This is a genomic window from Pseudomonas frederiksbergensis (assembly GCF_003732275.1).
GTDB lineage: Bacteria > Pseudomonadota > Gammaproteobacteria > Pseudomonadales > Pseudomonadaceae > Aquipseudomonas > Aquipseudomonas frederiksbergensis_H.
In genome coordinates, this window is record NZ_MOBM01000019.1 from 19,464 (window position 1) to 43,584 (window position 24,121).

Annotated in this window: 22 protein-coding genes and 1 pseudogene; 13 read left to right on the plus strand and 10 right to left on the minus strand. The window is 60.5% G+C overall.

All coding sequences use genetic code 11. The features are described from left to right. Positions 1–32: 32 nt before the first annotated feature. Positions 33–767, minus strand: a complete 735-nt coding sequence (locus tag BK662_RS14135) for an ArsR/SmtB family transcription factor (protein WP_123358574.1) — start codon at positions 765–767, stop codon at positions 33–35. A gap of 315 nt (positions 768–1,082) precedes the next feature. Next, positions 1,083–2,012, minus strand: a complete 930-nt coding sequence (vimR, locus tag BK662_RS14140) for a transcription regulator VimR (RefSeq protein WP_123358575.1) — start codon at positions 2,010–2,012, stop codon at positions 1,083–1,085. A gap of 118 nt (positions 2,013–2,130) precedes the next feature. On the opposite strand from vimR, the gene BK662_RS14145 reads away from it, so the two are divergent. Beyond that, positions 2,131–3,144 (plus strand): zinc-binding alcohol dehydrogenase family protein, encoded by a 1,014-nt coding sequence (locus BK662_RS14145; RefSeq protein WP_123358576.1) that lies wholly within the window; start codon positions 2,131–2,133, stop codon positions 3,142–3,144. Between the two features lie 263 nt (positions 3,145–3,407). Continuing rightward, the gene (locus BK662_RS34800) at positions 3,408–3,578 is read left to right on the plus strand and encodes a hypothetical protein (protein WP_167344822.1); all 171 of its coding nucleotides are present in this window, start codon (positions 3,408–3,410) and stop codon (positions 3,576–3,578) included. 9 nt (positions 3,579–3,587) lie between these two features. Here the strand turns inward: BK662_RS34800 and BK662_RS14155 are convergent, their stop codons facing one another. Continuing rightward, positions 3,588–4,784 carry a multidrug effflux MFS transporter gene (locus BK662_RS14155; RefSeq protein WP_123358577.1) on the minus strand — a complete coding sequence of 399 codons (1,197 nt, stop codon included), beginning with the start codon at positions 4,782–4,784 and terminating at the stop codon, positions 3,588–3,590. A 107-nt stretch (positions 4,785–4,891) separates the two neighbouring features. Continuing rightward, entirely contained in the window at positions 4,892–5,089 is a 198-nt protein-coding gene (locus BK662_RS14160; protein WP_008069687.1) for a heavy-metal-associated domain-containing protein, read from the minus strand. 159 nt (positions 5,090–5,248) lie between these two features. On the opposite strand from BK662_RS14160, the gene BK662_RS14165 reads away from it, so the two are divergent. The 3 genes from BK662_RS14165 (at position 5,249) to cueR (ending at position 8,597) form a co-directional block, all read left to right on the plus strand. Then, positions 5,249–5,632 (plus strand): hypothetical protein, encoded by a 384-nt coding sequence (locus tag BK662_RS14165; RefSeq protein WP_123358578.1) that lies wholly within the window; start codon positions 5,249–5,251, stop codon positions 5,630–5,632. 161 nt (positions 5,633–5,793) lie between these two features. Further along, positions 5,794–8,187, plus strand: coding sequence for a heavy metal translocating P-type ATPase (locus BK662_RS14170; RefSeq protein ID WP_123358579.1), 2,394 nt, complete (start codon positions 5,794–5,796; stop codon positions 8,185–8,187). Next, complete coding sequence (cueR, locus tag BK662_RS14175; protein ID WP_007907120.1) at positions 8,184–8,597, plus strand: Cu(I)-responsive transcriptional regulator; 414 nt, start codon at positions 8,184–8,186, stop codon at positions 8,595–8,597. Before BK662_RS14170 ends, cueR begins: the two co-directional genes overlap by 4 nt. On the opposite strand, the gene BK662_RS14180 is transcribed toward cueR, so the two are convergent. Both BK662_RS14180 and BK662_RS14185 read right to left on the minus strand, forming a co-directional pair. Beyond that, the gene (locus tag BK662_RS14180) at positions 8,551–9,765 is read right to left on the minus strand and encodes an MFS transporter (protein ID WP_123358580.1); all 1,215 of its coding nucleotides are present in this window, start codon (positions 9,763–9,765) and stop codon (positions 8,551–8,553) included. The two genes, cueR and BK662_RS14180, sit on opposite strands and share 47 nt — an antisense overlap. 308 nt (positions 9,766–10,073) lie before the next feature. Continuing rightward, positions 10,074–10,967 carry a PA4780 family RIO1-like protein kinase gene (locus BK662_RS14185; protein WP_123358581.1) on the minus strand — a complete coding sequence of 298 codons (894 nt, stop codon included), beginning with the start codon at positions 10,965–10,967 and terminating at the stop codon, positions 10,074–10,076. Positions 10,968–11,568: 601 nt separating this feature from the next. Between BK662_RS14185 and BK662_RS35835 the strand changes: the two are divergent. Next, a pseudogene (locus BK662_RS35835) lies at positions 11,569–12,501 on the plus strand (cache domain-containing protein); the annotation flags it as partial. A 129-nt stretch (positions 12,502–12,630) separates the two neighbouring features. Next, a complete protein-coding gene (locus BK662_RS35840; RefSeq protein ID WP_370694720.1) occupies positions 12,631–13,359 on the plus strand; it encodes a methyl-accepting chemotaxis protein in 729 nt (242 codons plus the stop codon). A 102-nt stretch (positions 13,360–13,461) separates the two neighbouring features. Here BK662_RS35840 and BK662_RS14195 read toward each other — a convergent pair whose 3' ends face one another. Continuing rightward, on the minus strand, positions 13,462–14,253 hold the full coding sequence (locus BK662_RS14195) for an AraC family transcriptional regulator (RefSeq protein WP_123358583.1): 792 nt from the start codon (positions 14,251–14,253) through the stop codon (positions 13,462–13,464). An 84-nt stretch (positions 14,254–14,337) separates the two neighbouring features. Between BK662_RS14195 and BK662_RS14200 the strand changes: the two genes are divergently transcribed. Further along, positions 14,338–15,366, plus strand: coding sequence for a bile acid:sodium symporter family protein (locus BK662_RS14200; RefSeq protein ID WP_123358584.1), 1,029 nt, complete (start codon positions 14,338–14,340; stop codon positions 15,364–15,366). A gap of 7 nt (positions 15,367–15,373) precedes the next feature. Here BK662_RS14200 and BK662_RS14205 read toward each other — a convergent pair whose 3' ends face one another. Then, the gene (locus BK662_RS14205; RefSeq protein WP_123358585.1) at positions 15,374–16,651 is read right to left on the minus strand and encodes an acetyl-CoA C-acetyltransferase; all 1,278 of its coding nucleotides are present in this window, start codon (positions 16,649–16,651) and stop codon (positions 15,374–15,376) included. A 184-nt stretch (positions 16,652–16,835) separates the two neighbouring features. Here BK662_RS14205 and BK662_RS14210 point away from each other — a divergent pair, with 184 nt between their 5' ends. Both BK662_RS14210 and BK662_RS14215 read left to right on the plus strand, forming a co-directional pair. After that, positions 16,836–18,188, plus strand: coding sequence for a 3-oxoacyl-ACP reductase (locus tag BK662_RS14210; RefSeq protein ID WP_123358586.1), 1,353 nt, complete (start codon positions 16,836–16,838; stop codon positions 18,186–18,188). Between the two features lie 2 nt (positions 18,189–18,190). Further along, on the plus strand, positions 18,191–19,045 hold the full coding sequence (locus BK662_RS14215) for a MaoC family dehydratase (RefSeq protein ID WP_123358587.1): 855 nt from the start codon (positions 18,191–18,193) through the stop codon (positions 19,043–19,045). Between the two features lie 557 nt (positions 19,046–19,602). On the opposite strand, the gene BK662_RS14225 is transcribed toward BK662_RS14215, so the two are convergent. Further along, positions 19,603–20,004 carry a response regulator gene (locus BK662_RS14225; protein ID WP_123358588.1) on the minus strand — a complete coding sequence of 134 codons (402 nt, stop codon included), beginning with the start codon at positions 20,002–20,004 and terminating at the stop codon, positions 19,603–19,605. Positions 20,005–20,088: 84 nt separating this feature from the next. After that, positions 20,089–20,286 carry a Flp family type IVb pilin gene (locus BK662_RS14230; protein WP_123358589.1) on the minus strand — a complete coding sequence of 66 codons (198 nt, stop codon included), beginning with the start codon at positions 20,284–20,286 and terminating at the stop codon, positions 20,089–20,091. A 323-nt stretch (positions 20,287–20,609) separates the two neighbouring features. On the opposite strand from BK662_RS14230, the gene cpaB reads away from it, so the two are divergent. The 3 genes from cpaB (at position 20,610) to BK662_RS14245 (ending at position 24,111) form a co-directional block, all read left to right on the plus strand. Beyond that, positions 20,610–21,539: a Flp pilus assembly protein CpaB gene (cpaB, locus tag BK662_RS14235; protein ID WP_123358590.1), complete on the plus strand. Its 930-nt coding sequence runs from the start codon at positions 20,610–20,612 to the stop codon at positions 21,537–21,539. An 89-nt stretch (positions 21,540–21,628) separates the two neighbouring features. Continuing rightward, the gene (locus BK662_RS14240) at positions 21,629–22,834 is read left to right on the plus strand and encodes a CpaE/TadZ family protein (protein WP_123358591.1); all 1,206 of its coding nucleotides are present in this window, start codon (positions 21,629–21,631) and stop codon (positions 22,832–22,834) included. Next, positions 22,831–24,111 (plus strand): TadA family conjugal transfer-associated ATPase, encoded by a 1,281-nt coding sequence (locus BK662_RS14245; protein WP_123358592.1) that lies wholly within the window; start codon positions 22,831–22,833, stop codon positions 24,109–24,111. Before BK662_RS14240 ends, BK662_RS14245 begins: the two co-directional genes overlap by 4 nt. Positions 24,112–24,121: the final 10 nt, after the last annotated feature.

Genomic DNA, 24,121 nt, shown 5'->3' on the forward strand with positions numbered 1-24,121 from the left:
CCCAAGATCCCGGACGTCGTACCTCAATGGCTCTAAAGCGCCATTTCCAGTTCGGTTTCCTTGGCGAAACGATGGATTTCCCGTTGCCCCGCAGCGGTGATCAGTAACGCTCGCGAATCGTTGGGCAGGCTCAACCAGCCGGACTGCATGAACAGCTGCAACAATGCCGCGCCCAATGAGCCCCCCATGTGCGGGCGTCTTTCGCTCCAGTCCGGGCAAGCGCAGGCGACTCTGCTGTTGCGATGAGCCAGCGCCTGGATGAACACACCGCGTGTAGCCAATTGTGTGGCGCCCTTGTGAGTGATCATGACCCGTTGATCGAGTTGCTCGATCCAGCCCGCATCCAGCAGACGCTGGTAGAGATCGGCGGCCAGGGTGCCGCCTAGATGGTCGTCGCAGAGCCTGGCCCGTAGCAGTGACGAAGGCGCCGCCTGAGGTTTGGCGATAGGGCTGGTGCGTTTGAAAACCTCTGGAATGTCCCGAGGGGCGCTGGCCAGGGTCGCGCTGGCCAGCGCTTCTATCGCGGCGCCGACTTCGGGCGCGGCAAGCCGGAAAAACCGTTTGCGTCCACGGGTTTCGACTTTCAACAGACCTCCGGCGGACAAACGCCCTAAATGCGCACTGGCCGAAGATGGCGACAGGCCAGCCAGCAACGCCAGCTCTTCGGTTTGCCGCGCCGAGCCGTCCATCAAGGCCCACATCATTGCGCTGCGCTTTGGGTCAGCCAGCAATGTGGCGATCTGGCTGATGCAAGGTGCATGTTCCATGTATTCACTCCCTGTTGAATCGTTTCGTCTACTGCTCAGAGACATCTTGACCAGTAATGTGTCGTCGGCCAAGACGCGAAAACCGCCATAAACCGGCAAAGCCACCCACTCACCCAAGCCACTGCTTCGCGGGTGCAACGAAGGTCCGGTGATGACCATCGGGTCTGACCGAATCGAACCTGAACTCGCCATTGCGAGGTCGACGGTGCGTACATGAGGCGAGCGCTAGTATAAGCGGGATAACCGCCGGTTCCTGCCCTCGGGGATCCATTGGTGGTGATAGTTCCTGACAGAAATTTCGCTATTTGCCTGCGACTAATGATCGACATCCGATTTCGTCGGAAATTGACTGCTTATGCGAGCGCATCGGCTGGCAAGCATTTCCCGCAAAAGGTTCACCGGCTTACTCAATTGTGCGCGATGGGCGCACAGCAAATTCAGCGGTGCGCGCTCACAGAGCAGCTCCGGCATCAGCACTTTCAACCGACCGGCCAGCACATCGGCGGCGACATCGAGCCAGGACTTATACGCAATCCCCGCTCCCGCTACGGCCCACAGACGCACAACATCGGCGTCGTCACTGAAGCGATCGCCACTGACTGTCAGGCTTACTTCGCGTTTGCCATCGTAGAAACTCCAGTGATCGTGAACCCGGCCGCCGAGCATGAACAACAGGCAATTGTGCTGAGCCAGTTGCTCCAGATGCCGAGGTTCGCCATTCCTGGCCAGGTAACCCGGCGCCGCACAGAGCACGCGACGGTTCTGCGGGGCGATGGGCAACGCCACCAGGCTCGAGTCTTCCGGCTCGCCATAACGCAGGGCGATGTCTACCGGTTGGCGGAACAGGTCGGCAATGCGGTCGCCCAACAGCAACCGAACCGTGAGTTTCGGATGCTCGCGCTGAAACTCGTCGAGCCAGGGCAACAGCAAGTTGCGACCGAAATCCGACGGAGCCGACAGCTGCAAAATCCCGCTGACCTGATCCTGCCCGCTGGCCAGCAGGCGGCGGCCCTCATCAAGATTGCTCAAGGCTGCCCGGGCGTATTCCAGAAAGCCCTCGCCTTCAGCGGTCAGGCGCAGGCTACGGGTAGAACGGGTGAGCAAGCGCGCGCCGAGTTGCTGTTCGATACGCTTCAACGCCGCGCTGGCCACTGCCGCCGACATATCCATCCCCCGCGCCGCCGCCGACAGACTGCCCAGGTCCGCGGCTCGAACGAACAGCTGCAAGTCATCGAAACGCAACATCGTCAGCCCCGATTATCAAAAAAATATTGAAAGAGACTGCTCTTTTAGCGGGTTTTATCTTGCCGGGAAATAACCAATCATCTGTCCCATCGAAATCATTCCCTCTCAGGAACCCACCATGAAAGCCATTGCCTACTACGCCTCGCTGCCCATCAGCGACGAAAAAGCCCTGCAAGACATCGAACTGCCAGAACCAGTCGCCGGCCCGCGTGACCTGTTGGTGGAGGTCAAAGCCATCTCGGTCAACCCGGTGGACACCAAGGTTCGCCAGAACGTCCAGCCTGAAGGTGGCGCGGCAAAAGTGCTGGGCTGGGACGTGGCTGGTGTGGTCAAGGCCGTAGGCAGCGAAGTGACCTTGTTCAAGACTGGCGACAAAGTGTTCTACGCCGGCTCCATCGCCCGTGCCGGCGGCAACAGCGAGTTGCATGTGGTGGATGAGCGAATCGTCGGCCACATGCCGAAAACCCTCGGTTTCGCCGAAGCCGCCGCCCTGCCGCTGACCGCCATTACCGCGTGGGAATTGCTGTTCGAACGCCTGCAAGTGCGCGAAGGCAAAACCGATGAGGGCCAGAGCCTGCTGATTGTCGGTGCTGCAGGGGGCGTCGGTTCAATCCTCACGCAATTGGCCAGCCAGCTCACCGGGCTGAAGGTCATCGGCACCGCTTCCCGTGCCCAGACCCAGAGCTGGGTGCGTGACCTGGGCGCCGATCAGGTAATCGATCATCGTCAGCCACTGAGTGAAGAACTCAAACGTGCGGGGTTCGAGCAGGTGACCCACGTCGCCAGCCTGACCCAGACCGATCAACACCTGGATCAATTGGTGGAGGCATTGGCGCCGCAAGGCAAACTGGCGCTGATCGATGATCCGAAGTCGCTGGACGTGACCAAACTCAAGCGCAAGAGCCTGTCACTGCACTGGGAATTCATGTACACCCGCTCGCTGTTCGAAACCGCAGACATGATCGAGCAGCACAAACTGCTCAACCGCGTCGCCGGGCTGATCGATGCGGGCACGCTGAAAACCACGGTCGGCGAGCACTTCGGGGTCATCAACGCGGCTAACTTGCGGCGTGCCCATGAGCTGTTGGAGAGCGGCAAGTCCAAGGGCAAGATTGTGCTTGAAGGGTTCTAAAGAACAACCTTCGTAGGAGCTGCCGAAGGCTGCGATCTTTTGATCTTGTGTTTTAAAAGCAAAATCAAAAGATCGCAGCCTTCGGCAGCTCCTACAGGGTACGACCGAAAAATCCGGGATATACGTCGATCCCTGTTGCCGTCAGTCAGAGAATTGACCGTTGTCACAATTGCGATCGTATTCAGGTCTACAATCGAAAACTCTGCGAACAATCATTTACGTGATGTCTTTTACGAGACGTCTTTTACGAAAGGAGCTCAGCAATGAAGATCCTGATAAAAGAAGTGGCAACATCCCGCTGGCAGGTCCGCCTGGATCAACACGCCGTGACGTTCCGCAGTGAGGCCGAAGCCCTGGCCTTCACTAAAACGCTTGAAGCGCGCTTGCATGCGCCCCATCAGTTTCCCGACCGTCAGCAGCGTGCTGCTGGCTGAGTCCCATCCTCAGACCTGGGCTTGCGTCAGCGCCCGGGCATTTTGCAAACGTCGGGTGAGCGTCGCCGCGCTCACCACCAGAATCCCGCACAGGCTGATGACCATGGCCATCGGCATGGCGCTGCCATCATGTAAAACACCCACCAATGCTGCGGCCCCGGCGGCGACGCTGAACTGCAGGCAACCGAGCATCGCCGAGGCACTGCCCGCCCGCGCGCCCTGACCGTTCATGGCGCAGGCCGAGGCGTTGGGCACAATACAACCCAGGCTGGCGATGCAGAGGAAGAGCGGAATCAGCAACGGCCACAACTGCGCGGTATGCAACGCGCTGACCGCCAACAGGGCCAGACCACCCGCCAGATAGAGCCAGACGGTACGCGCCAGTAAAAAAGCCGGACCGCGCTTGGCCAGCATCCGGGCATTTACCTGGGCCACCAGAATGAAACCCGCCGCGTTAATGCCGAACAGCCAGCCGAAATGCTCGGCCGGCACGCCATAGAGTTTGATGAAGACGAACGGTGAACCGGCGATGTAGGCAAACATCCCGGCGATGGCGACACCACCGGTCAGGGCATGGCCGAGGAATATCGGATCCGCCAACAACCGACCGTACTGACGCAGTGCGCCCGACAACGGTTGGCGCGGCACATGGGCCGGCAGACTTTCCGGCAGCCCGAGGGCCACTGCCAGCCCTGCCAATGCACTGAAACCGGTCAGCACGAGAAAGATCGATTGCCAGCCAGTCGTGTTGACCAGCAACCCGCCCAGCATCGGCGCAAGAATCGGCGCCAGGCCCATCACCAGCATCAATTGCGAAAAGACCTTCGCCGAACCCACCGCATCGCATTTATCGCTGACCACCGCCCGCGAAATCACCATGCCCGCGCAACCGCCCAGCGCCTGGACGAAACGTGCGCCAATCAGCCACTCCAGAGTCGGCGCATAAGCACAGGCCAATGAAGCGACGGTGAACAAGCCGACACCTGTCAGCAAGGGAATCCGTCGCCCGAAGCGATCAGCCACCGGGCCGTATGCCAGTTGGCCAATGGACAGGCCAAGGAAATAGGCCGCCAGGGTCAGTTGAACGTGTTTTTCGTCGGTGCCGAAAGCGAGCGCCATCGCCGGGAATGCCGGCAAATAGAAATCGATCGCCAGCGGACCGAAAGCGCTCAAGGCGCCGAGAATCATGATTGTGCGGAAGTTCATCAGGCGTCCAGGTTAGGCATGCAGGTTGGCCATGGATCGGCAGGCCAACAGTCTAGCCGGGCGTGGACGCCTTGAACATTCCGTTAGGTCGCTAACTATTAAAAAACTCAGGCCAGTTTGACGCCATAACCCTCTTCGCTGATCGCGGCGATCACCTGATCGGCCGTCAGCGCACTTTCAACGCCGACTTCTTTTGCCGCCAGATCAATGCGCACGCTAGCCGCGGGATCCTTGGCTTGCAGCGCCTGAGTGATGGCCTTGACGCAATGACCGCAGGACATACCTTCAACATTGAACACTTGCATGGGACGTCTCCTTAATGGGGCCCTTCAATAGGGTTGAGGGCAGTCTCGAGCTTGCCACTATGGCAAGGTCAAGTTCTGAAGCAAGCTGCCGGGCTGGCAATCGGCGCCGTGCTCGGCCAAGCTGCGTCCATCTATGACTCGACATCAGGAGATTCAGCCATGCGCTGGTCAGCTCTCAGCCTGTTTGGCTTCCTCAGCCTATTTGCCGCGACACCTTCGGTTCTAGCCGCCGGGGAGGACTACGGCGTGCTGATCATTTCCCGCGAGCGTCTGGAAGTGTCGACTTCCTGCGAGATCGGCGTGTACATCCAGGATCAGTTATCGGCGCGACTGTTTCAGGAACAGAGCACCTCGTTCAACCTGCCACCGGGTAATGTGTCCCTGCGCCTCAAACTGCTGCCGGGCCAGGCGCCGGGTTGCAACCCGGGCATGCTCGCGCCGGGTTCGCAGAACATCACGCTCAAGGCCGGGGACGTGTTGAAGTTCCGGATTGCGATGGCGCAGGAAGGGATGTACCTCAAGCCTGCCGCCCTCGAATATTGAGTCGCCTGTAAAAGATCGCAGCCTTCGGCAGCTCCTACATGGACCGCGTGATCCTGTAGGAGCTGCCGCAGGCTGCGATCTTTTGATCTGAGACATGGCGCTTGACCTTGCCCGCATGGCAAGGTTGATCCTGTAGGTAATTTCTACAGGGAGCGTGACCGATGTCCGAATCCACCACCTTCGATCTGCCGATTGCCGGCATGACCTGCGCCAGTTGCGCCGGGCGTGTCGAGCGTGCCTTGAGCAAAGTCATCGGCGCTACGGCCGTCAGCGTCAACCTGGCCACCGAACAGGCCCGGGTTCAAGCACCCAGCGACAGCCTGCCGGCGTTGATGGACGCAGTGCAGCAGGCCGGTTACAGCGTGCCGCAGCAGACCCTGGAATTGAGCATCGACGGCATGACCTGCGCGTCCTGCGTCGGCCGCGTCGAACGGGCGCTGGCCAAGGTGCCGGGGGTCAAAAGTGTCAGCGTCAACCTGGCCAACGAACGTGCGCACCTCGAACTGCTCGGCCAGGTCGACCCGCAAACCCTGATCGGCGCCGTGACCAAGGCCGGTTACTCCGCCAGCGTCTGGGAAGTCGAACACCCGCAAACAGACAATCAACAACAACGATTGCACCGCGAACGCTGGGCTTTGCTGGCGGCCATCGCCCTGGCCTTGCCGCTGGTGCTGCCGATGGTGCTGCAACCTTTCGGCGTGCATTGGATGCTCCCGGCGTGGGTGCAGTTCGCGTTGGCGACGCCGGTGCAGTTCATCTTCGGCGCACGCTTTTATGTCGCTGCATGGAAAGCCGTGCGCGCCGGTGCCGGCAACATGGATTTACTGGTAGCCCTGGGCACCAGCGCCGGCTACGGCTTGAGCGTTTACGAATGGGCCACCGCTGCCGGTCGCATGCCGCATCTGTATTTCGAAGCCTCGGCGGTGGTGATCGCCTTGGTGTTGCTGGGCAAATACCTGGAAAGCCGCGCCAAGCGCCAGACCGCCAGCGCCATCCGCGCCCTTGAAGCCTTGCGTCCGGAGCGAGCCATTCAGGTGATCGATGGTCGCGAGCAAGACGTTGCGATCAGCGCTTTGCGCCTCAATGATCTGGTCATGGTCAAACCCGGTGAACGCTTCCCGGTGGATGGCGAAGTGGTGGAAGGCCTGAGCCACGCGGATGAAGCACTGATCAGCGGCGAGAGCCTGCCGGTGCCAAAACAACCGGGTGACAAGGTCACCGGCGGCGCGATCAATGCCGAAGGTCGGCTGCTGGTTCGGACCTTGGCGCTCGGTGCAGAAACCGTGCTGGCGCGGATCATCCGCCTGGTGGAAGACGCGCAGGCGGCAAAAGCACCGATCCAGAAACTGGTGGATAAAGTCAGCCAGGTGTTCGTGCCGGCAGTGCTGCTGATCGCGCTAGTGACCTTGATCGGTTGGTGGCTGTACGGCGCGCCACTGGAAACGGCGTTGATCAATGCGGTCGCAGTGTTGGTGATCGCCTGTCCTTGTGCTCTCGGGCTGGCCACGCCGACGGCAATCATGGCCGGCACCGGTGTGGCGGCGCGCTACGGGATTCTGATCAAGGACGCCGAAGCTTTGGAGCGTGCCCATGAAGTCAGCGCCGTGGTGTTCGACAAGACCGGCACGCTGACTTCGGGCACGCCGCGCATCGCGCATCTGAGTGCCATCGAGGGTGATGAACCTGCCCTGCTGCAAATGGCTGGTGCGCTGCAACGTGGTAGTGAACACCCGCTGGCCAAGGCTGTGCTGGATGCCTGCACCGAGCGCGGCTTGACCGTGGCTGATGTCAACGACAGTCAATCGCTGACCGGGCGCGGCATTGCCGGCAATCTCGATGGTCGGCGATTGGCGTTGGGCAATCGGCGTCTGCTGGAGGAAAGCGGACTGAGCGCAGGGCCATTGGCCGACTCCGCAACCGCCTGGGAAACCGAAGGCCGGACCCTGTCCTGGCTAATTGAACAAAGCCCTGAACCGCGAGTGCTCGGCCTGTTCGCCTTCGGTGACACGCTCAAACCCGGCGCCTTGCAAGCGGTGCAACAGCTGAATGCACGGAACATCAGCAGCCACCTGCTGACCGGCGATAACCGCGGCAGCGCCAAGGTGGTCGCCGAGGCGCTGGGCATCAGCGATGTCCACGCCGAAGTATTGCCGGCGGACAAAGCCGCCACCGTCGCCGCACTGAAAAAAACCGGCGTGGTGGCAATGGTCGGCGATGGCATCAACGACGCACCGGCCCTTGCCGCGGCAGACATCGGCATCGCCATGGGTGGCGGCACCGACGTCGCCATGCACGCTGCCGGGATCACCTTGATGCGCGGCGATCCACGGCTGGTGCCGGCGGCGCTGGAGATCAGCCGCAAGACCTACGCGAAGATTCGCCAAAACCTGTTCTGGGCCTTCGTCTATAACCTGATCGGCCTGCCACTGGCGGCGTTCGGCTTTCTCAACCCGGTGCTGGCCGGCGCGGCCATGGCGTTGTCGAGCGTCAGCGTGGTGAGCAATGCGTTACTGTTGAAAACCTGGAAACCCAAAGACCTGGAGGACAACCGATGAACATTGGCCAAGCGGCCCGCCAGAGCGGTCTGAGCGCGAAGATGATTCGTTACTACGAATCCATCGGCCTGCTCAAGGCGGCCCATCGCACCGACAGTGGCTATCGGGTCTATGGCGACGACGATCTGCATACTCTGGCGTTCATCAAGCGCTCTCGGGATTTGGGTTTCTCGCTGGAAGAGGTCGGCAAGCTGCTGACCCTCTGGCAAGACCGTCAGCGAGCCAGTGCCGATGTGAAGGCGCTGGCCCGCCAGCACATCGACGAGTTGAACCAGAAGATTCGCGAACTCGGGCAATTGCGCGACACCCTGCAAGACCTGGTAGAACATTGCCATGGCGACCACCGCCCGGACTGCCCGATCCTCAAGGAGCTGGCGTCGGGCTGCTGCGCCGAACCCGCTCATTCCTGAGCGCCAACCCCTTCGCCACCAGCAACGTGGTGAGGGGAATGCCGTGGAACAACAGCACCACCGCGCCGGGCGTCCACCACGAATAGAACGGCGCGGCGATCAACATGCCGATGCCGAACCCAGTCATTTGCAGCAGCGTCAGAAAGCTGAAAATCGGCAGGCGCAGGTTGTCCGGTTCACGTTGCAGGCGCGACATCAGGCCGACTTCCGAGAAGCCGTCACCCAAGCCTGCGGGCAACGAAAACAGCAGCAAGCCGTAAAGGGTTTGCTGTTGGAACATCAGGATGAAGCCGCAGGACATCAGCAAAACGCCGAAGAAAAATCGCCGTTCAAGGTGCGCGTTGTCCGTACCTTTCAGGCGACTGGCGATTCGCGCCCCGATGAATTTACCGCTGGCCCAGACCGCCAGCATCAGGCCCAGGGTGGTGCTGGCCGACTCGGGTGTCAGCAGTTTTGAGATGATCGGTAAACCGACGTTGTGTGCGGCGCTGCCCAGCGTATCGGCCATGGCAACGGCAAGCATCGCCGCCAGCACTGGCGCCGTACGCAGGCCCTGACGCAGGGCCGACCATTCGCCTTGTGGGTGATGGGGTTCATCACTGGGGGCAGGTCTGGGAAACCGCAGCGGCACAACCAACAACGCCGCCAGCAGGTAAGTGATCACGTTCAGGGCAAACACCGTTTCAAAGCCAAACCCCGCCACCAACAACCCCGCCACCAGACTCCCGCCGACCATCGCCGCAGACGACGCCGAGGTAATCCAGGCGTTGGTCTTGAGCAGCTGCGCCTTATCGATCATGTGTGGTAATTGGCTGTTGAGGCCGATGGCGAACATCGAATTGCCGAACCCCAGGCCGAAGGCGATCAGCGGTAGCAGCAGCGCTTGTTGGCTGATCGGTAGCACCAACAGCAAGCCCAGCAAACCGGCGCGCAGCAGGTCGAAGGCAATCAGCGGCAGGCGCCCGGCCCAGCGGCGATAGAACCGGGTGCCGATCAGACTGGCAAAGATCCCCCCGGCCACACGACTGGCGAGGAAAATGCCGACACTCATGGCGCTGTTGCTGAGCAGATAGACGTAAGTGGCCAGGGCGACCATGTTGAGGAAAGCGCCGAAGTCCGAAATCAGTCGGGCGGCAATGATCAGTTGGGCGTTGCGGGTGGAATTCACATTCAGTCCTTGAGTGTGGGGTGTTTCGAGCGGTGCAGTATGTAGGAGGTTTTATGTTGAAGGCGATGGCCCTTTCGCGAGCAGGCTCGCTCCCACAATAAATCGGTGCCGGGCGCAGATTTAGTGTTGGCGCAAAACTATTGTGGGAGCGGGCTTGCTCGCGAATGCGGTGTGTCATTCAACATCAATGTCGACTGATCTACCGCTTTCGCGAGCAAGCCCGCTCCCACATTGGTTCTTCGGTGTTTGGAGGATTCGGGCAGGCAGCTACAAAAAACCCGGCCGAAGCCGGGTTTTGGGTCAACCGATTACTGCATCCACGGTGGAGGCGGCTCTTCGGCCTTGCTCGGTGGCGCATCGTCCGCCGCCCGAACCGCCTGACGCCGCTCTTCATCGAGACGGGCCGCCTCGATCTCGCGCATGATCCCGCCAACGTCTGCCAGCTCTTCCGGCTCGTCGAACTCGCCGGTCAATACACTGGCCGGGTGCAGGGTGCCGGCTTCGTACAACGCCCACATCTCTTTGGCGTACTTGGTGCGTTTCAACTCCGGTGCAAAGCGACCGAAGTAGGACGCCATGTTGCCCACGTCCCGTTCCAGCATGTTGAACGCGTGGTTGTTGCCCGCCGCATCCACCGCTTGCGGCAGGTCGATGATGACCGGGCCGGTCGGCGTCAGCAGCACGTTGAACTCGGACAGGTCACCATGCACCAAACCGGTACACAGCATCAGCACGATCTGCGAAATCAGAAACGCGTGATATTCGCGCGCCTGGTCCGGCTCCAGCACCACATCGTTCAGACGCGGCGCGGCATCGCCGTACTCGTCGGCCACCAGCTCCATCAGCAGCACGCCTTCGAGGAAGTCATACGGCTTGGGTACCCGCACACCGGCACCGGCCAGCCGGAACAACGCCGCCACTTCGGCATTCTGCCAGGCGTCTTCGGTTTCTTTCTTGCCGAACTTGGAGCCCTTGGCCATCGCTCGAGCCTGCCGGCTGTTGCGCACCTTACGGCCTTCCTGATACTCGGCCGCCTGACGAAAACTGCGTTTATTCGCCTCCTTGTAGACCTTGGCACAACGCAGCTCGTTGCCGCAGCGCACCACATAAACAGCTGCTTCTTTACCACTCATGAGTGGGCGCAGCACCTCGTCGACCAGACCGTCCTCGATCAGGGGTTCAATGCGTTTTGGAGTCTTCATCAGCTTTTATTGTGGGTCCTTTATTACCAAACACGCGAAAGTCATTCGTTATACGGCAATCCTCTCATTCGCGGGAGGGGTTGCCGACCTATGAACGTTCCCATGAACATCAAGAAGCACACAATGTGCCGGATTAATCGGGCACAACTCATTGACCGCTCAGGATCATAGCTGAGCCTGCGCCACTTGTTGACGAAGGGCTACAGGGGCATTTGCGACAGAATCTGACATGTAGCCCCTACCCTTCGCCGGATTTTTCTCAACAGGCCTAAATTTCCACGTTCCTCAGCCGAAGTCATTAGAGAGAAAAGGAATTGTCCGACAAATCGCCCCGACAATGATAACGAGGGCGCACTCAAGGATCGGGGTATCTAACGTTTTCGGCTGCCAATAATCCGCGAGTCATCTGCACTGCGTGGGCCTACAAGAAAAAACTGGAGCGCGGATGAACATCAAACAGAAGTTGACCTGGGCGTTTGCAATCATCGCCTGCTTGCCCGTGGTGCTGGTCGCCACCCTCGTGGTGCTGAACTTGCGCAGCGATGCCAAGGATAATTTTGTCGACGGCAGCGGCCGCGAGATTCGTCAGGTCAGTAATGCCATGCAGCTGTTCTTTGACGGCATCAGCCAGAACGTCGATTACCTGGCCGGCCAGCCGCTGATCAAAGCAGGCGACGCCAGCGTAAAAAGCCGGGTCGGTGCCGACGCAGCGCAACTTCCCGAAAGTGAGATGGACACAAAGCTGTTGGATTTGTTCACCGGGCTGGCTAGCAGCCACCCGGCCTATTCCTATGTGTCTTACGGCTTGTCCAGCGGTGGTTATGCCACATGGCCGGCTGACCCGAAGATGGCCAATTACGACCCACGTGTTCGCCCCTGGTACAAGACAGCCATGGCCAACCCTGGCAAGACGTTACGCACTGAGGCCTATTACTGGGCCGGCGATGACGCCGTGCTGGTCAGCACCGTGCGTGCCGTGGCCAATCAGCTCGGGGCTCAGGGCGGTGTGCTTGCCATCGATGTCTCTCTCAAACAGCTCACCGAAATTGTCAAACAGATCAAACTCGGCGAAACCGGCTACCTGATACTGGTGGAAAACACCGGCACGGTACTGGTCGATCCGAAGCAACCGGAACATAACTTCAAAGCGCTCAATAGTCTCGGCGACGGCTACGCGCAACTGGCCAAGGCCGGTAAAGGGCTGGTGGAAGTCGAGCTCAATGGTGAACGCTACATGGCCAACGTCTGGCCGTCGGAACAACTGGGCTGGACCTTTATCGGTCTGATCAAGCAGACCGACGTGATGAGTTCGGCCACTCAACTGACCTGGCTGATCGCGATCATCGCGGCGGTACTGGCGGTGTTCTTCGCCATTGTCGGCGCCAGTTTCGCCAGCCTGATCGTGCGACCGATCCGCAGCGTGGCCAGCGGTCTGGAAGGCATCGCCCAGGGTGAAGGCGACCTGACCAAGAATCTGCAAATCCGTGGCAGCGACGAAACCGCGCAATTGGCCAACTGGTTCAACCAGTTTCTGGCGGCGATTCGCAACCTGATTCAAAGCATCGGCGGCGCCGCGACCAAGATCCTCGCCACCTCCCAAAGCTCGACGCAAGTGTCCCGCGACATGGCCGAAGCCGCCGGACGCCAGCGTGAAGCGGTGGACATGGTGTCCACGGCGTTCCACGAAATGGTCGCCACCGCCAACGAAGTCGCACGCTCCTGCAGCCAGGCCGCCGAGTCGGCGGACAGCGGCCAGCGCCAAGCGCGCGAAGGTCAGCAGCAGATCGATGCCGCCGTGAGCAGTGTTGATCGCTTGAGCCAGGAAATCGAACAGTCGGCGCAATCGATGCAACAGCTTGAGCGCGATAGCAACGACATTCAGTCGATCCTCGGGACCATTCGTTCGATCGCCGAACAAACCAATCTGTTGGCGCTGAACGCCGCCATCGAAGCGGCCCGGGCGGGTGAACAGGGTCGTGGTTTTGCGGTGGTGGCGGATGAAGTTCGCGCCCTGGCCAAACGGACGGCCGATTCCACAGCGGAAATCGACGGGCTGCTGGGCAACCTGGCCAAGCGCACCAGCCAGGTGACGCAGCAGATGCATGCGAGCCTGGAGGTGTCTCAGCAATCGGTGACACGTATCGGCGAAGCGCGCAGCAGCTTCGGGCAGATTCGTGAATCGGTGGATGTGATTCGCGACATGAACACTCAAATCGCTACAGCGGCGGAAGAGCAGCATCAAGTGGCGGAAGACATCAATCGCCACATCAGCCAGATTCATGGCGATGCGCAGTTGGTGGCAGAACTGGCGAACTCGGCGCGCCTGGATTCTCAGAGTCTGGCGGGGTTGTCGAATGAGCTGGATGGTTTGGTTCGGCGGTTCAGAACCTGATCCAAAATCCCGGTGGCCGCTTCGCGGCCAATCGCGAGCAGGCTCGCTCCCACAAGGACAGCGCAAAACCCTGTGGGAGCGAGCCTGCTCGCGATGAGGCCGTCACTGTCTGAACAATTCCCCCGGGGTAAACCCGAACAATCCCTTGAACGCCGCAATAAACGCCGACGTCGAGTCATACCCACAAAACAGCGCGGCATTGGTCACGCTGTTCCCCTCCTCCAGCAAACTCAACGACGACAGCAGCCGCATGCGCTGCCGCCAGCCGCGGAAGCTCAAGCCGGTTTCACGCTGGAACAAGCGCATCAAGGTTTTCTCCGACGTGCCCAAACGCTCGGCCCACTCCTGCAAGGTCGCATTGCGCTCAGGGCTGTCGATCAACTCGTTGCACAAGCCCAACAACCGTTCATGCCGGGGCAGCGGCAGGGAAAACCCCACCTCCGGCAGACTCGCCAACTGATCCAGCAGCACGCCCACTAATCGCGCCTCCTGACTGTCGCCCTGTGGATATTCCACCGGCAACAGGCAAAAACGCTTGATCAGCTCCCGCGCCAATGGCGTGACTTCCAGTACCCGGCAACGCCCGTCCGCCCATTGGCAATCCTCGCGGCGCACGTACAGGCTGCGCATCTCGGCACGCGTCGAGGTCACGACCTGATGCTCGAGATCCGCCGGAATCCAGATGCCCCACTGCGGCGGCGCAAAGAAACTGCCCTCGGCGGTATGCACACCGAGAACGCCGCTGATGGCGTAGGAAAACTGCACCCAATCGTGACGATGCGGCGGCGTCCACGAACCGGCGTTCAGACTTTCCGCCCGCGCATACAACGGACGCGGCAACGTCGTCAGCGCCGGGATGGTCCGTTCGAGGGAAAGTTGTCCGTTAGTCGGCATTGATTGGCCTTATGTCGCAAGACGGCTGATGAGACCGACGTTAGGCTAAGTCATCAATTCTTACAAACGTATTCGGTGCCGGTCATGCATGCCTTCAAACACCTCAAACGCGTGGTCACCGACTGGTTCTTGTGCGGCATGCTGATCGCCACGCTGCTGGCGTATGTCTTCCCGACCTTCGGCGCCACCGGCGGCGGGATGCACGCGGAGTATGTGATTAACATCGGCGTGTTTCTGGTGTTCTTCCTCCATGGGGTCAACCTCTCCAGCGAGCAGATCCGCCACGGGCTGAAAAACTGGAAGCTGCACGTGATGGTTCAAATCTTCACCTTTGCGGTGTTTCCATTGATTTGGCTGCTGAGCGACAAACTGCTGGGTTCGCACATTCCATCGCTGCTGATGCTCGGCTTCCTCTACCTCTGCGCCCTGCCCTCGACCATTTCCTCGTCCGTGGCCCTGACCGGCAGCGCGGGCGGCAACGTACCGGCAGCGATTCTCAACGCGAGCCTGTCCAGCGTGCTGGGGATTTTTCTGACACCGTTGCTGGTGAGTTTCGTGGTCGGCAGCGGTGCTGGCGGCATCGACCTCGGTGCAACCCTGCTCGACCTGTGCGCCATGCTGCTATTGCCGCTGGTGCTCGGGCAATTGCTGCGGCCGTTACTGGGCAAATTTTTCGCTCGGCACAAGCGCTACACCAACATCGCCGACAAACTGGTGATTCTACTGCTGGTGTACTCGGCGTTCTGCAACTCGATGGTCTCGGGGATGTGGCAGCAACAGGGCAACAGCGTGATTCTGACTGCGCTGATGGGCAGTGCGATTTTGCTGGCAATCATCCTGTGGATGACCACCCGCACCGCTCGCGCGCTGAAGTTCGGCCCTGCCGATGAGATTGCCGCGGTGTTCTGCGCCAGCAAGAAATCCCTGGCGGCCGGTGCGTCGATGGCGGCGCTGATCTTCGGTGCCAACCCCGGCCTTGGCCTGATCCTGCTGCCGATCATGATCTATCACCCGTTGCAGCTGATCGTCTGCTCGGTAATGGCCGAGGGTTACGCCAACCGCAACCGGGAACTGGCCGCGCAGCAACACGCGGCAGTACTCAACCCCCAGTAATCAGCAATCAGCGCTCGATAATCGCCGTCACGCCCTGACCGCCCGCTGCGCAGATCGAGATCAACCCTCGGCCCTTGCCGGCCGCGTCCAGCAGCTTCGCCAGGTTGGCGACGATGCGCGCACCGGTGGCGGCAAACGGGTGCCCGGCGGCCAGTGAGCTGCCCTTGACGTTGAGCCGGCTGCGGTCGATGGAGCCCAGCGGTGCGTCGAGGCCGAGACGGGTTTTGCAGAACTCCGGATCTTCCCAGGCCTTCAATGTGCATAGCACTTGCGCGGCGAACGCTTCGTGGATTTCGTAGTAATCGAAGTCCTGCAAGGTCAGGCCATTGCGCGCCAGTAACCGCGGCACCGCATAAGCCGGCGCCATCAGCAGGCCTTCGGCACCGTTGACGAAATCCACCGCTGCCGCCTCGCCGTCACGCCAATAGGCGAGGATCGGCAAGCCGCGCTCTTTCGCCCATTCCTCACTGCCCAGCAACACTACCGACGCGCCATCGGTGAGTGGCGTGGAATTTCCTGCGGTCAGGGTGCCCTTGGCGCTTTTCTCGAAGGCCGGTTTCAGTGACGCCAGTTTTTCCAGGGTCAGGTCCGGGCGCAGGTTGTTGTCCCGGATCAGGCCGAGGAACGGCGTCATCAAATCGTTGTGCCAGCCTTCGGCGTAAGACGCGGCCAGTTTCTGATGGCTTTCCTGGGTCAGCTGATCCTGCTGGTCACGCGGGATGCTCCAGGTTTGGGCCATCATTTCACAGTGTTCGCCCATCGACCGGTTGGTGCGCGGCTCGCCGATGCTTGGAAAGTCGGGCATCAAGTGGCGGGGACGCAGTTGCAGGAAGGTTTTCAGTTTGTCAGCGGTGCTTCGGGCGCGGTTGGCTTGCAGGAGGATCTTGCGCAGGCTTTCGTTGACCCCGATCGGCACGTCCGAGGCTGTATCGACACCGCCGGCAATGCCACATTCGATCTGACCCAGGGCGATTTTGTTCGCCACCAACAGCGTCGCTTCCAGCCCCGTGCCGCAGGCTTGCTGGATGTCGTAGGCCGGCGTCGTCGGTGACAACCGCGAGCCCAGCACACATTCGCGGGTCAGGCCGTAATCGCGCAAATACTTGAGCAATGCACCTGCCGCCACTTCACCCATGCGCACACCGTGCAGGTTATAGCGCTCGATCAGGCCTTCCAGCGCTGCGGTGAACATCGCCTGGTTACTGGCAGTGGCGTACGGCCCGTTGGACCGGGCAAAGGGAATACGGTTACCACCGATAATCGCGACGCGGCGCAGCTGAGTCATGAAAAAGCTCCTTTTAATCAAATATGAACACCAAACCCACAGGGGGCTGCATTTCCTGAAAGTCCTGCTAAACCCAATCTCAAACTAACCTGCAATGATCAAGCGTAGGCCGTATCTCGTGGGTCGAACGACTAATTGCCGTTCATGGTCCACACTTTTAATCCCAGCTGCTGGAGCGTGATTCATGTCTGACCGCTATATCGACTTCGCCAATTCGTCCATCGGCCATCGTGTGGTCGGTGCCCTGGGTCTGCCGTCGCCGGTACGGCTAGAACGCTGGCAAGCAGGCCGACTACGGCCTATCGAGGGGGCGCTGTTGATTGGCGGTGGCCCGCTGGCGGAAAAAGTCAGCACCCTCGCCAACCGCCTGACCGATACGATTTACAGCTACGGCACCGATCCGACCCTGGCCACCGCGTGGATTCCCGGCCACGGCCAGAAACTCAAAGCCGTGGTGTTCGACGCCAGCGATCTGGTGCAGGTCGATCAGTTGAAACAGCTGCGCGAGTTCTTCCAGCCGCTGATGAAAAACCTCGATCATCATGCGCATCTGGTGATTCTTGGCCGGGCGCCGGAGACCTTGAGCGACCCGTTCGCCGCCAGCGCCCAACGCGCCCTGGAAGGGTTCAGCCGTTCGCTGGCCAAGGAACTGCGTAGCGGCGGTACTTTGCAGCTGATCTATGTCGGCGAAGGTGCCGAAGATCAACTGGAAGGCCCATTGCGGTTTTTCCTTTCGCCCAAAAGCGCGTTCATTTCCGGGCAAGTCATTCGCTTGAAGGCGTGTGAGGCACAGGTGATGGACTGGAGTCGCCCCTTGTCAGGGCGCAAGGCACTGGTGACGGGCGCGGCTCGCGGCATCGGCGCCTCGATCGCCGAAACCCTGGCCCGCGACGGCGCCGAGGTGATCCTGCTCGACGTGCCACCGGCCAAAGCCGATCTCGAAGCCCTGGCCGCACGCCTCGGCGGGCGCGGCATCACCCTGGACATCTGCGCCGAAGACGCCGCCACGCAACTGATCGAACAGCTGCCCGACGGCATCGACATCGTCGTCCACAACGCGGGCATCACGCGGGACAAAACCCTGGCCAACATGACCCCGGAATTCTGGGACGCGGTGCTGGCGGTCAACCTCAACGCGCCGCAAGTGCTGACCAAGGCTTTGCTCGACAGCGGCACCTTGCGCGACAACGGCCGAGTGATCCTGCTGGCGTCCATCAGCGGCATCGCCGGCAATCGCGGGCAAACCAATTACGCGGCAAGCAAGGCCGGGTTGATCGGCCTGGCCCAAGCCTGGGCGCCGCTGCTGAGTGAGCGCGGCATCAGCATCAATGCCGTAGCGCCAGGGTTCATCGAAACCCAAATGACCGCGCACCTGCCTTTCGGCCTGCGCGAAGCCGGGCGACGCATGAGTTCATTGGGCCAGGGCGGCCTGCCGCAAGACGTCGCCGAAGCCGTGGCCTGGCTGGCACAACCGGGCACCGGAGCGTTTACCGGGCAAGCGTTGCGCGTGTGTGGACAAAGCGTTTTGGGAGCCTGACCATGACCACCGACTGGCACACACTCCATAGCGAACCGGGCCTGAAAACGCTGTATGCGAAAGCGGCAACGCGCCGCAAAATCACCGGCACCACACTGCCTGACCTGGGTTATCACTGCTGGGTCAATGTCGATCCGAAACGCCTGGAGGCTTATCGCAAGGTGTGTGGTTTCGCCGACAACGGGCTGCTACCACCGACGTATCCACACATCCTGGCGTTTGCCTTGCAGATGCAATTGCTTACCGCCAAAGCGTTTCCGTTTCCGCTGCTGGGGCTGATTCACTTGAGCAATCGCATCCGCATCTTGCGCCCCATGGGCGGCGTACACCGGGTGCGGGTCAGCGTGAAAGTGCAGAACCTGCAACCTCATGCCAAGGGGGCGACTTTCGATTTGGTGACGACGCTCGACGATCAGTTGGGAGTGCTGTGGGAGGCTGAAAGCCAAATGCTCTGTCGCGGCGTCAAACTGGAAGGTGAGCCCGTCGAGGAAGCGTTTGCATCGACGCTGTCGCTGACCGAAGTGGCCCACTGGAAAGCGCCGGCGGATATTGGCCGCAAATACGCCAAGGTGTCCGGAGACTACAACCCGATCCACCTGAGTGCGATCAGCGCAAAACTCTTCGGCTTCCCTAGTGCCATCGCCCATGGCCTGTGGAACAAGGCACGTACGCTGGCAGCACTGACCGATCATTTGCCGACGGCAAACGTCGAGATTGCGGTGCAGTTCAGGAAACCGGTGCGCCTTCCCAGTGAAGTGACGCTGATGTCCAGCGCGGCGGGGTCCAGCGGGGATTTTCAGTTGATGGGCGCGGGGGATCTGGAACACATGGTTGGGCAGTGGCGGCCTGTTGCTTGATTGTTCGGTGCTGTAATGGATTAGCGCCTGCGAGATTGCCTTCGCGGGCAAGTCTCGCTCCTACAGTGGTCGGCGTATGTCTGGGAGAGATTGGTCGGTTGTGAGGCCGTCTTCGCGAGCAGGCTCGCTCCCACAATTGAATCGTGTGCTCTGCGAGAGATTGGTCGGTTGTTAGGCCGCCTTCGCGAGCAAGCCCGCTCCCACAGTGGAGCGGTGCGTACTTGCCCCTCACCACTCAACAGGCCGAGCGTTAGCTCGCCTGCCGCTTTTGATTTTGATCTGCCCGCCCCTTCGGGAGGCTGAGTGGAGGTGTTCATCTGGGGATTGGCGCGCAGCGCCGTTCGACGCAGTCGAACTCATCGCATGTAGGTTGAAGCGAAGCCAACCGTAGGGCGATGCCCCCAGATGGATACCGGAGCGAAGGAACGCCGAGCCTTAGCGAGGGGCCGTACGCTTGGGGCGAGACCTTTTGGGTACTTTTGGGGCGTTTGCCAAAAGTGCCTCGCCGTAAGGGCGAAACCCTAAGCCGCCGTTACCGCAGCAACGGATATGTACACTCAGGAACTAACCACCCCAGGAAACAAATTATTCAACGTCTCCAACAACCGCACGTGATAAATCGGCTTGCGAAACAAATCCAGCACCTGCAACCGCAACATATCACTCACATCATCCATATCCGCATGCCCCGACGTCACAATCACCGGCAAATGCTGACGAGACGTATGCTCACGCAACCGCTTGATCAACGACATGCCACTCTCCTCCGGCATCCGCAAATCAGTAATCACCAGCGCAATATCAGGATGACAAGTCAAATGATGAAGGGCGAGTTTGACCGACGTTGCCGTAAAACAAGTAAAGCCCTCGCCCTCCAGCAACTCGGCCAGTTCCAGTAACGCATCCTCCTCATCGTCGACCAGAAGCAGCTGTTGGCGAAGGAGCGCTGGAGCGTTCATGGGTAATACCTGCAATGGACTAAGCCTTGACGTTAGAAGCCCTTTGCGGGATTGGCAAATGACTGCCCATTGCCAGCCTTAAAATCAAAGCGCGGCTGAAATGGTGGTGAATATTGCGGTGACACTCGTGGCGATGGGTCCCGCAAACGCCGCCAGCGCGACAGCCACCATACCCGCGATAATCGCGTACTCGATACCCGAAGCACCTTCAGTATCTTTGGCCAGACCTTTGTAAAAAACGAATTCGGATTTGATCTTCTGAACAACTTTAGTAAAGGACATGATGTGTCTCCTATGACAGCGGATGTTGCACAGCTGCAACATGATTCCCCTATGCCAGCATCAGCATTGTCGGCAAACCCCGGACCAACAACTGTAAGAACGCATTAATACTTAAGTAATAACCGGTTCATTGACGTAATAAAGCAGCCCTTTTGGCTTCAACCTGTTACTTTTGTCAGATATTTACCGCCCTGTAATGGCTTTTTGCTCTACCTGCGCTACCGTCAAATAGCGAAATAGTTCGATGTTCATAGCTGCCTGATTGCGAAGTCATCTCGTTAGAACTCTTGGGGGCGTTACGCAGCAGGAAAGGGAGAGCCTTCATGAACAGTCGCGTCACCATGGGCCTGGCCGGGCTGTTTCTGGTAGGCGCCATCATTGCCGGTTACTGGGGGCTGACGCTGAGTCGCCAACCGGCACCCGAATCCATCGCGCAACCCGGCACATCATCGGCCCCGATACTGGCACCGGTGGACGACCCGACCCGCCAGCCGGTGGTTGTGTTGCTACGTGACATCGCGCCGTTCGAACAAATCACCGCTGCCGACGTGACCGTGGAAAAACTCCGTACCGCCCCGGCCGGCAGCCTGTCCCGTCTTGATCAGGCCATTGGTCGTATGCCTTGGCGCACGCTGACTGCCGGCAGCTGGCTCAATGATGAAAGTTTCGAAACCGGCGGGGCGCTGGCGCGAATGATCCGCCCCGATGAGCGTGCCCTGGCCGTGGCGGCGGATGACGTGGTCAATGTCGGCGGTCAACTGAGCCCCGGCGACTATGTCGACGTCCTGCTGTTTCTGCGCATGGACACCAACAACCTCCAGCAATCGGCCCAGGTCGTGGTCCCGGCGTTGCGGGTGCTCGGTGTCGGCGACCAGTTGGGGCTGATGAACGATGGGCAGCCTGTCAACCCGGCGCGCAGCACCGAAGAAAGACTCAAGCAGGAACAGCAGCGCGCCAGCGCACGCACCGTTTTGCTCGCTGTCCCCGAACCCCTCTTGAGTCGCCTGATGCTCGCGGCTCAGGTCGGGGTTTTGCGCCTGGCCGTGCGCAGCGCCGAGGAAAAACGCCTGAACCAATACTGGGCCGGCAACCGCGATTCAAAGGCGAGCCTGGCCAGTGCCAATCGCGAACTGGTGCAGTTCAGTCAACTGGCCCTGGCCGGCACACCCAAACCCGCCACCGGCGGCGCAGCACCGCGCAAGACGAGCGTGGAAGTCATCCGCGGCAATGAAGTCACCCAACAAACGCCCTGAATCGAGCGAGGACGCTTCTCCATGCGCAGACGTTTCACGCAGTACTTGCTCGACAACGGCTGCTTCGATAAATGCAGCGGGTTATCGCAATGAGTCAGCCCCAGAACCTGAGTCAGACGTTCCTCGCGATCACGCGCAACAGCACCGACTTCGAGTGGCTGCAAGGTGCGCTCGCCCCTTTGGGCCGAGTGATCAGCGCCGGTGGCGGCAACCTCGACGAGCTCTTGACGCTGGTGGACGTGACTTTCGCCAGCCTGGTGTTCGTGGGGCTGGACCGTGAGCATGTGGTAGCCCAGAGCGCGTTGATCGAGGGTGCCCTTGAAGCCAAACCGATGCTGGCGATCGTCGCCTTGGGCGACGGCATGGACAACCAACTCGTGCTCAACGCCATGCGCGCCGGTGCGCGGGATTTCGTCTCTTACGGTTCGCGTTCCAGTGAAGTTGCCGGCCTGGTGCGACGCCTGAGCAAACGCCTGCCGACCGTGGCGCCGAACCTGCAACAGAGTCAACAGGGTGGCCTGACCGTACTTTACGGCGCGCAGAGCAATGCCGACGGAGCGCTACTCGCCAACCACCTGGCGCACGTGGTGCAAAAGAGCGGTCAGCAGACACTGTTGCTGGATCTGGGCCTGCCGCGTGGCGACAGCCTCGCGTTGCTGGGGCTGGAGAGCTCGTTTCATTTTGGCGATGCGTTGCGACATCTGCGGCGCCTCGACGCAACGCTGATCGACAGTGCCTTTACCACCTGTGACGCCGGGCTGCGGATTCTCGCCTACGCCAGCAACGACGAACCGCTGGAACAGACCAGTGCCGCCGAGCTGTACATGCTGCTCAGCGCCTTGCGCCAACATTTCCAGCACATTATGGTGAACCTCACCGGCCAGTCGGACAGCGAAGCGTTGCGCACCTTCGTCAGCCATTGCGACAAGTTGCTGTGGTACACCGATCAGAATGTGCTCGACTGCCGACGCAACCTTGAGGTGCTCGGCCGCTGGCGCGAAAAAGGCCTGAAGCTCGACCACGCCAGGTTGCTGGTGGACCGCTATCTGCGCAATGTTGCGCCAGACTCCGACACCTTGAGCAAAAGCTTCGGCATGGAGGTTATGGCGGTCCTTGTCTACAGCCCGGAAGTACGGCTCAACGCCAAGAATCAGGGGGTGAGCCTGTTCGAACTGGCCCCGCGCGAAAACCTGACCCAAAGCCTGCGCGCCCTCGGCGAACGACTGGCCAAACGCTCCGAAGACCTGGACAAACCCAAGGCTGGCTGGTTTGACCGATTGAGGGGCGCGCAATGAGCGGGGAAAAACTCTTCGGCGCGCCCTCCCACGGGCCGGCCGGCAATACCGACCACGAAGGCCTGAAACTGGTGCTGCACCGCTACATCATCGACGCCATCGAAGAGTCCGGGAAAAACCTGCTGGAAGGTTCGCGGCCAATGCTGTCGCAGTTCGTCATCGACAAAGTCGCCGAGTACATCGCCCGACTGCACCTGGCGATTTCCCGTTATGAGATGGAGCGGCTGGCTGAAGAAATCGTCGACGAGCTCACCGGTTTCGGCCCGCTGGAGGTGCTGCTGCGTGATTCGACGGTGACCGAAATCCTGGTCAACGGCCCACACCGGGTGTTCGTCGAGCGCGAGGGTGTGTTGCACCTGAGTGACCTGCGATTCATCGACGACCATCACGTCGAACGGGTAATGCAACGGATTCTCGCCCCCCTGGGCCGACGGCTCGACGAGTCTTCGCCAATGGTCGATGCGCGCCTGCCCGACGGCAGCCGGGTCAACGCGATCATCCCGCCCATTGCCCTCGATGGTCCGTGCCTGTCGATTCGAAAATTCCGCAAGGACATGCTCAAAAGCTCCGATCTGATGGCGATGCAAACCATCGATCAGGCAATCTTTGAATTTATTCAGGAGGCCGTGGGCAAGCGCTGCAACATCCTTGTCAGCGGCGGTACCGGCACCGGCAAGACCACGCTGCTGAACATTCTCAGCCAGTTGATCGCCCCTCACGAACGCCTGGTCACCATCGAAGACGTCGCCGAACTGCAACTCGGCCATCCTCACGTGGTGCGTCTGGAAACCCGACCGCCGAATGCCGAAGGCCACGGCGAAGTAAAGGCCAGCGACCTGATTCGCAACGCGCTGCGGATGCGCCCGGACCGGATCATCCTCGGCGAGATTCGCGGCGTCGAAGTGGTCGACGTGCTCACCGCGATGAACACCGGGCATGACGGCTCCATGAGCACCGTGCACGCCAACAATGCCCAGGATGCGCTGTTGCGCCTGGAGACGTTGGTAGGCCTGACCGGGCGCTCCATCGCTGAACGGACCCTGCGGCAAATGATCTGTGCGGCGCTGGACGTGGTAATCCAACTGACGCGCCTGCCCGATGGCCGCCGCTGCGTCAGTGAAGTGGTGGAGGTCGTGGGTATTCGGGATGACGTGTATGTGACCAATACACTGTTCCGCTTCGACCGACGCACCGGTTTCGGTTTTCTGCGCGAGGCGGTCAACCCCGCCGGCGATAAACTACGCCGCGAGTCGGCGCTCTCTCCCTTATCGCACTGAAGGGTCACGG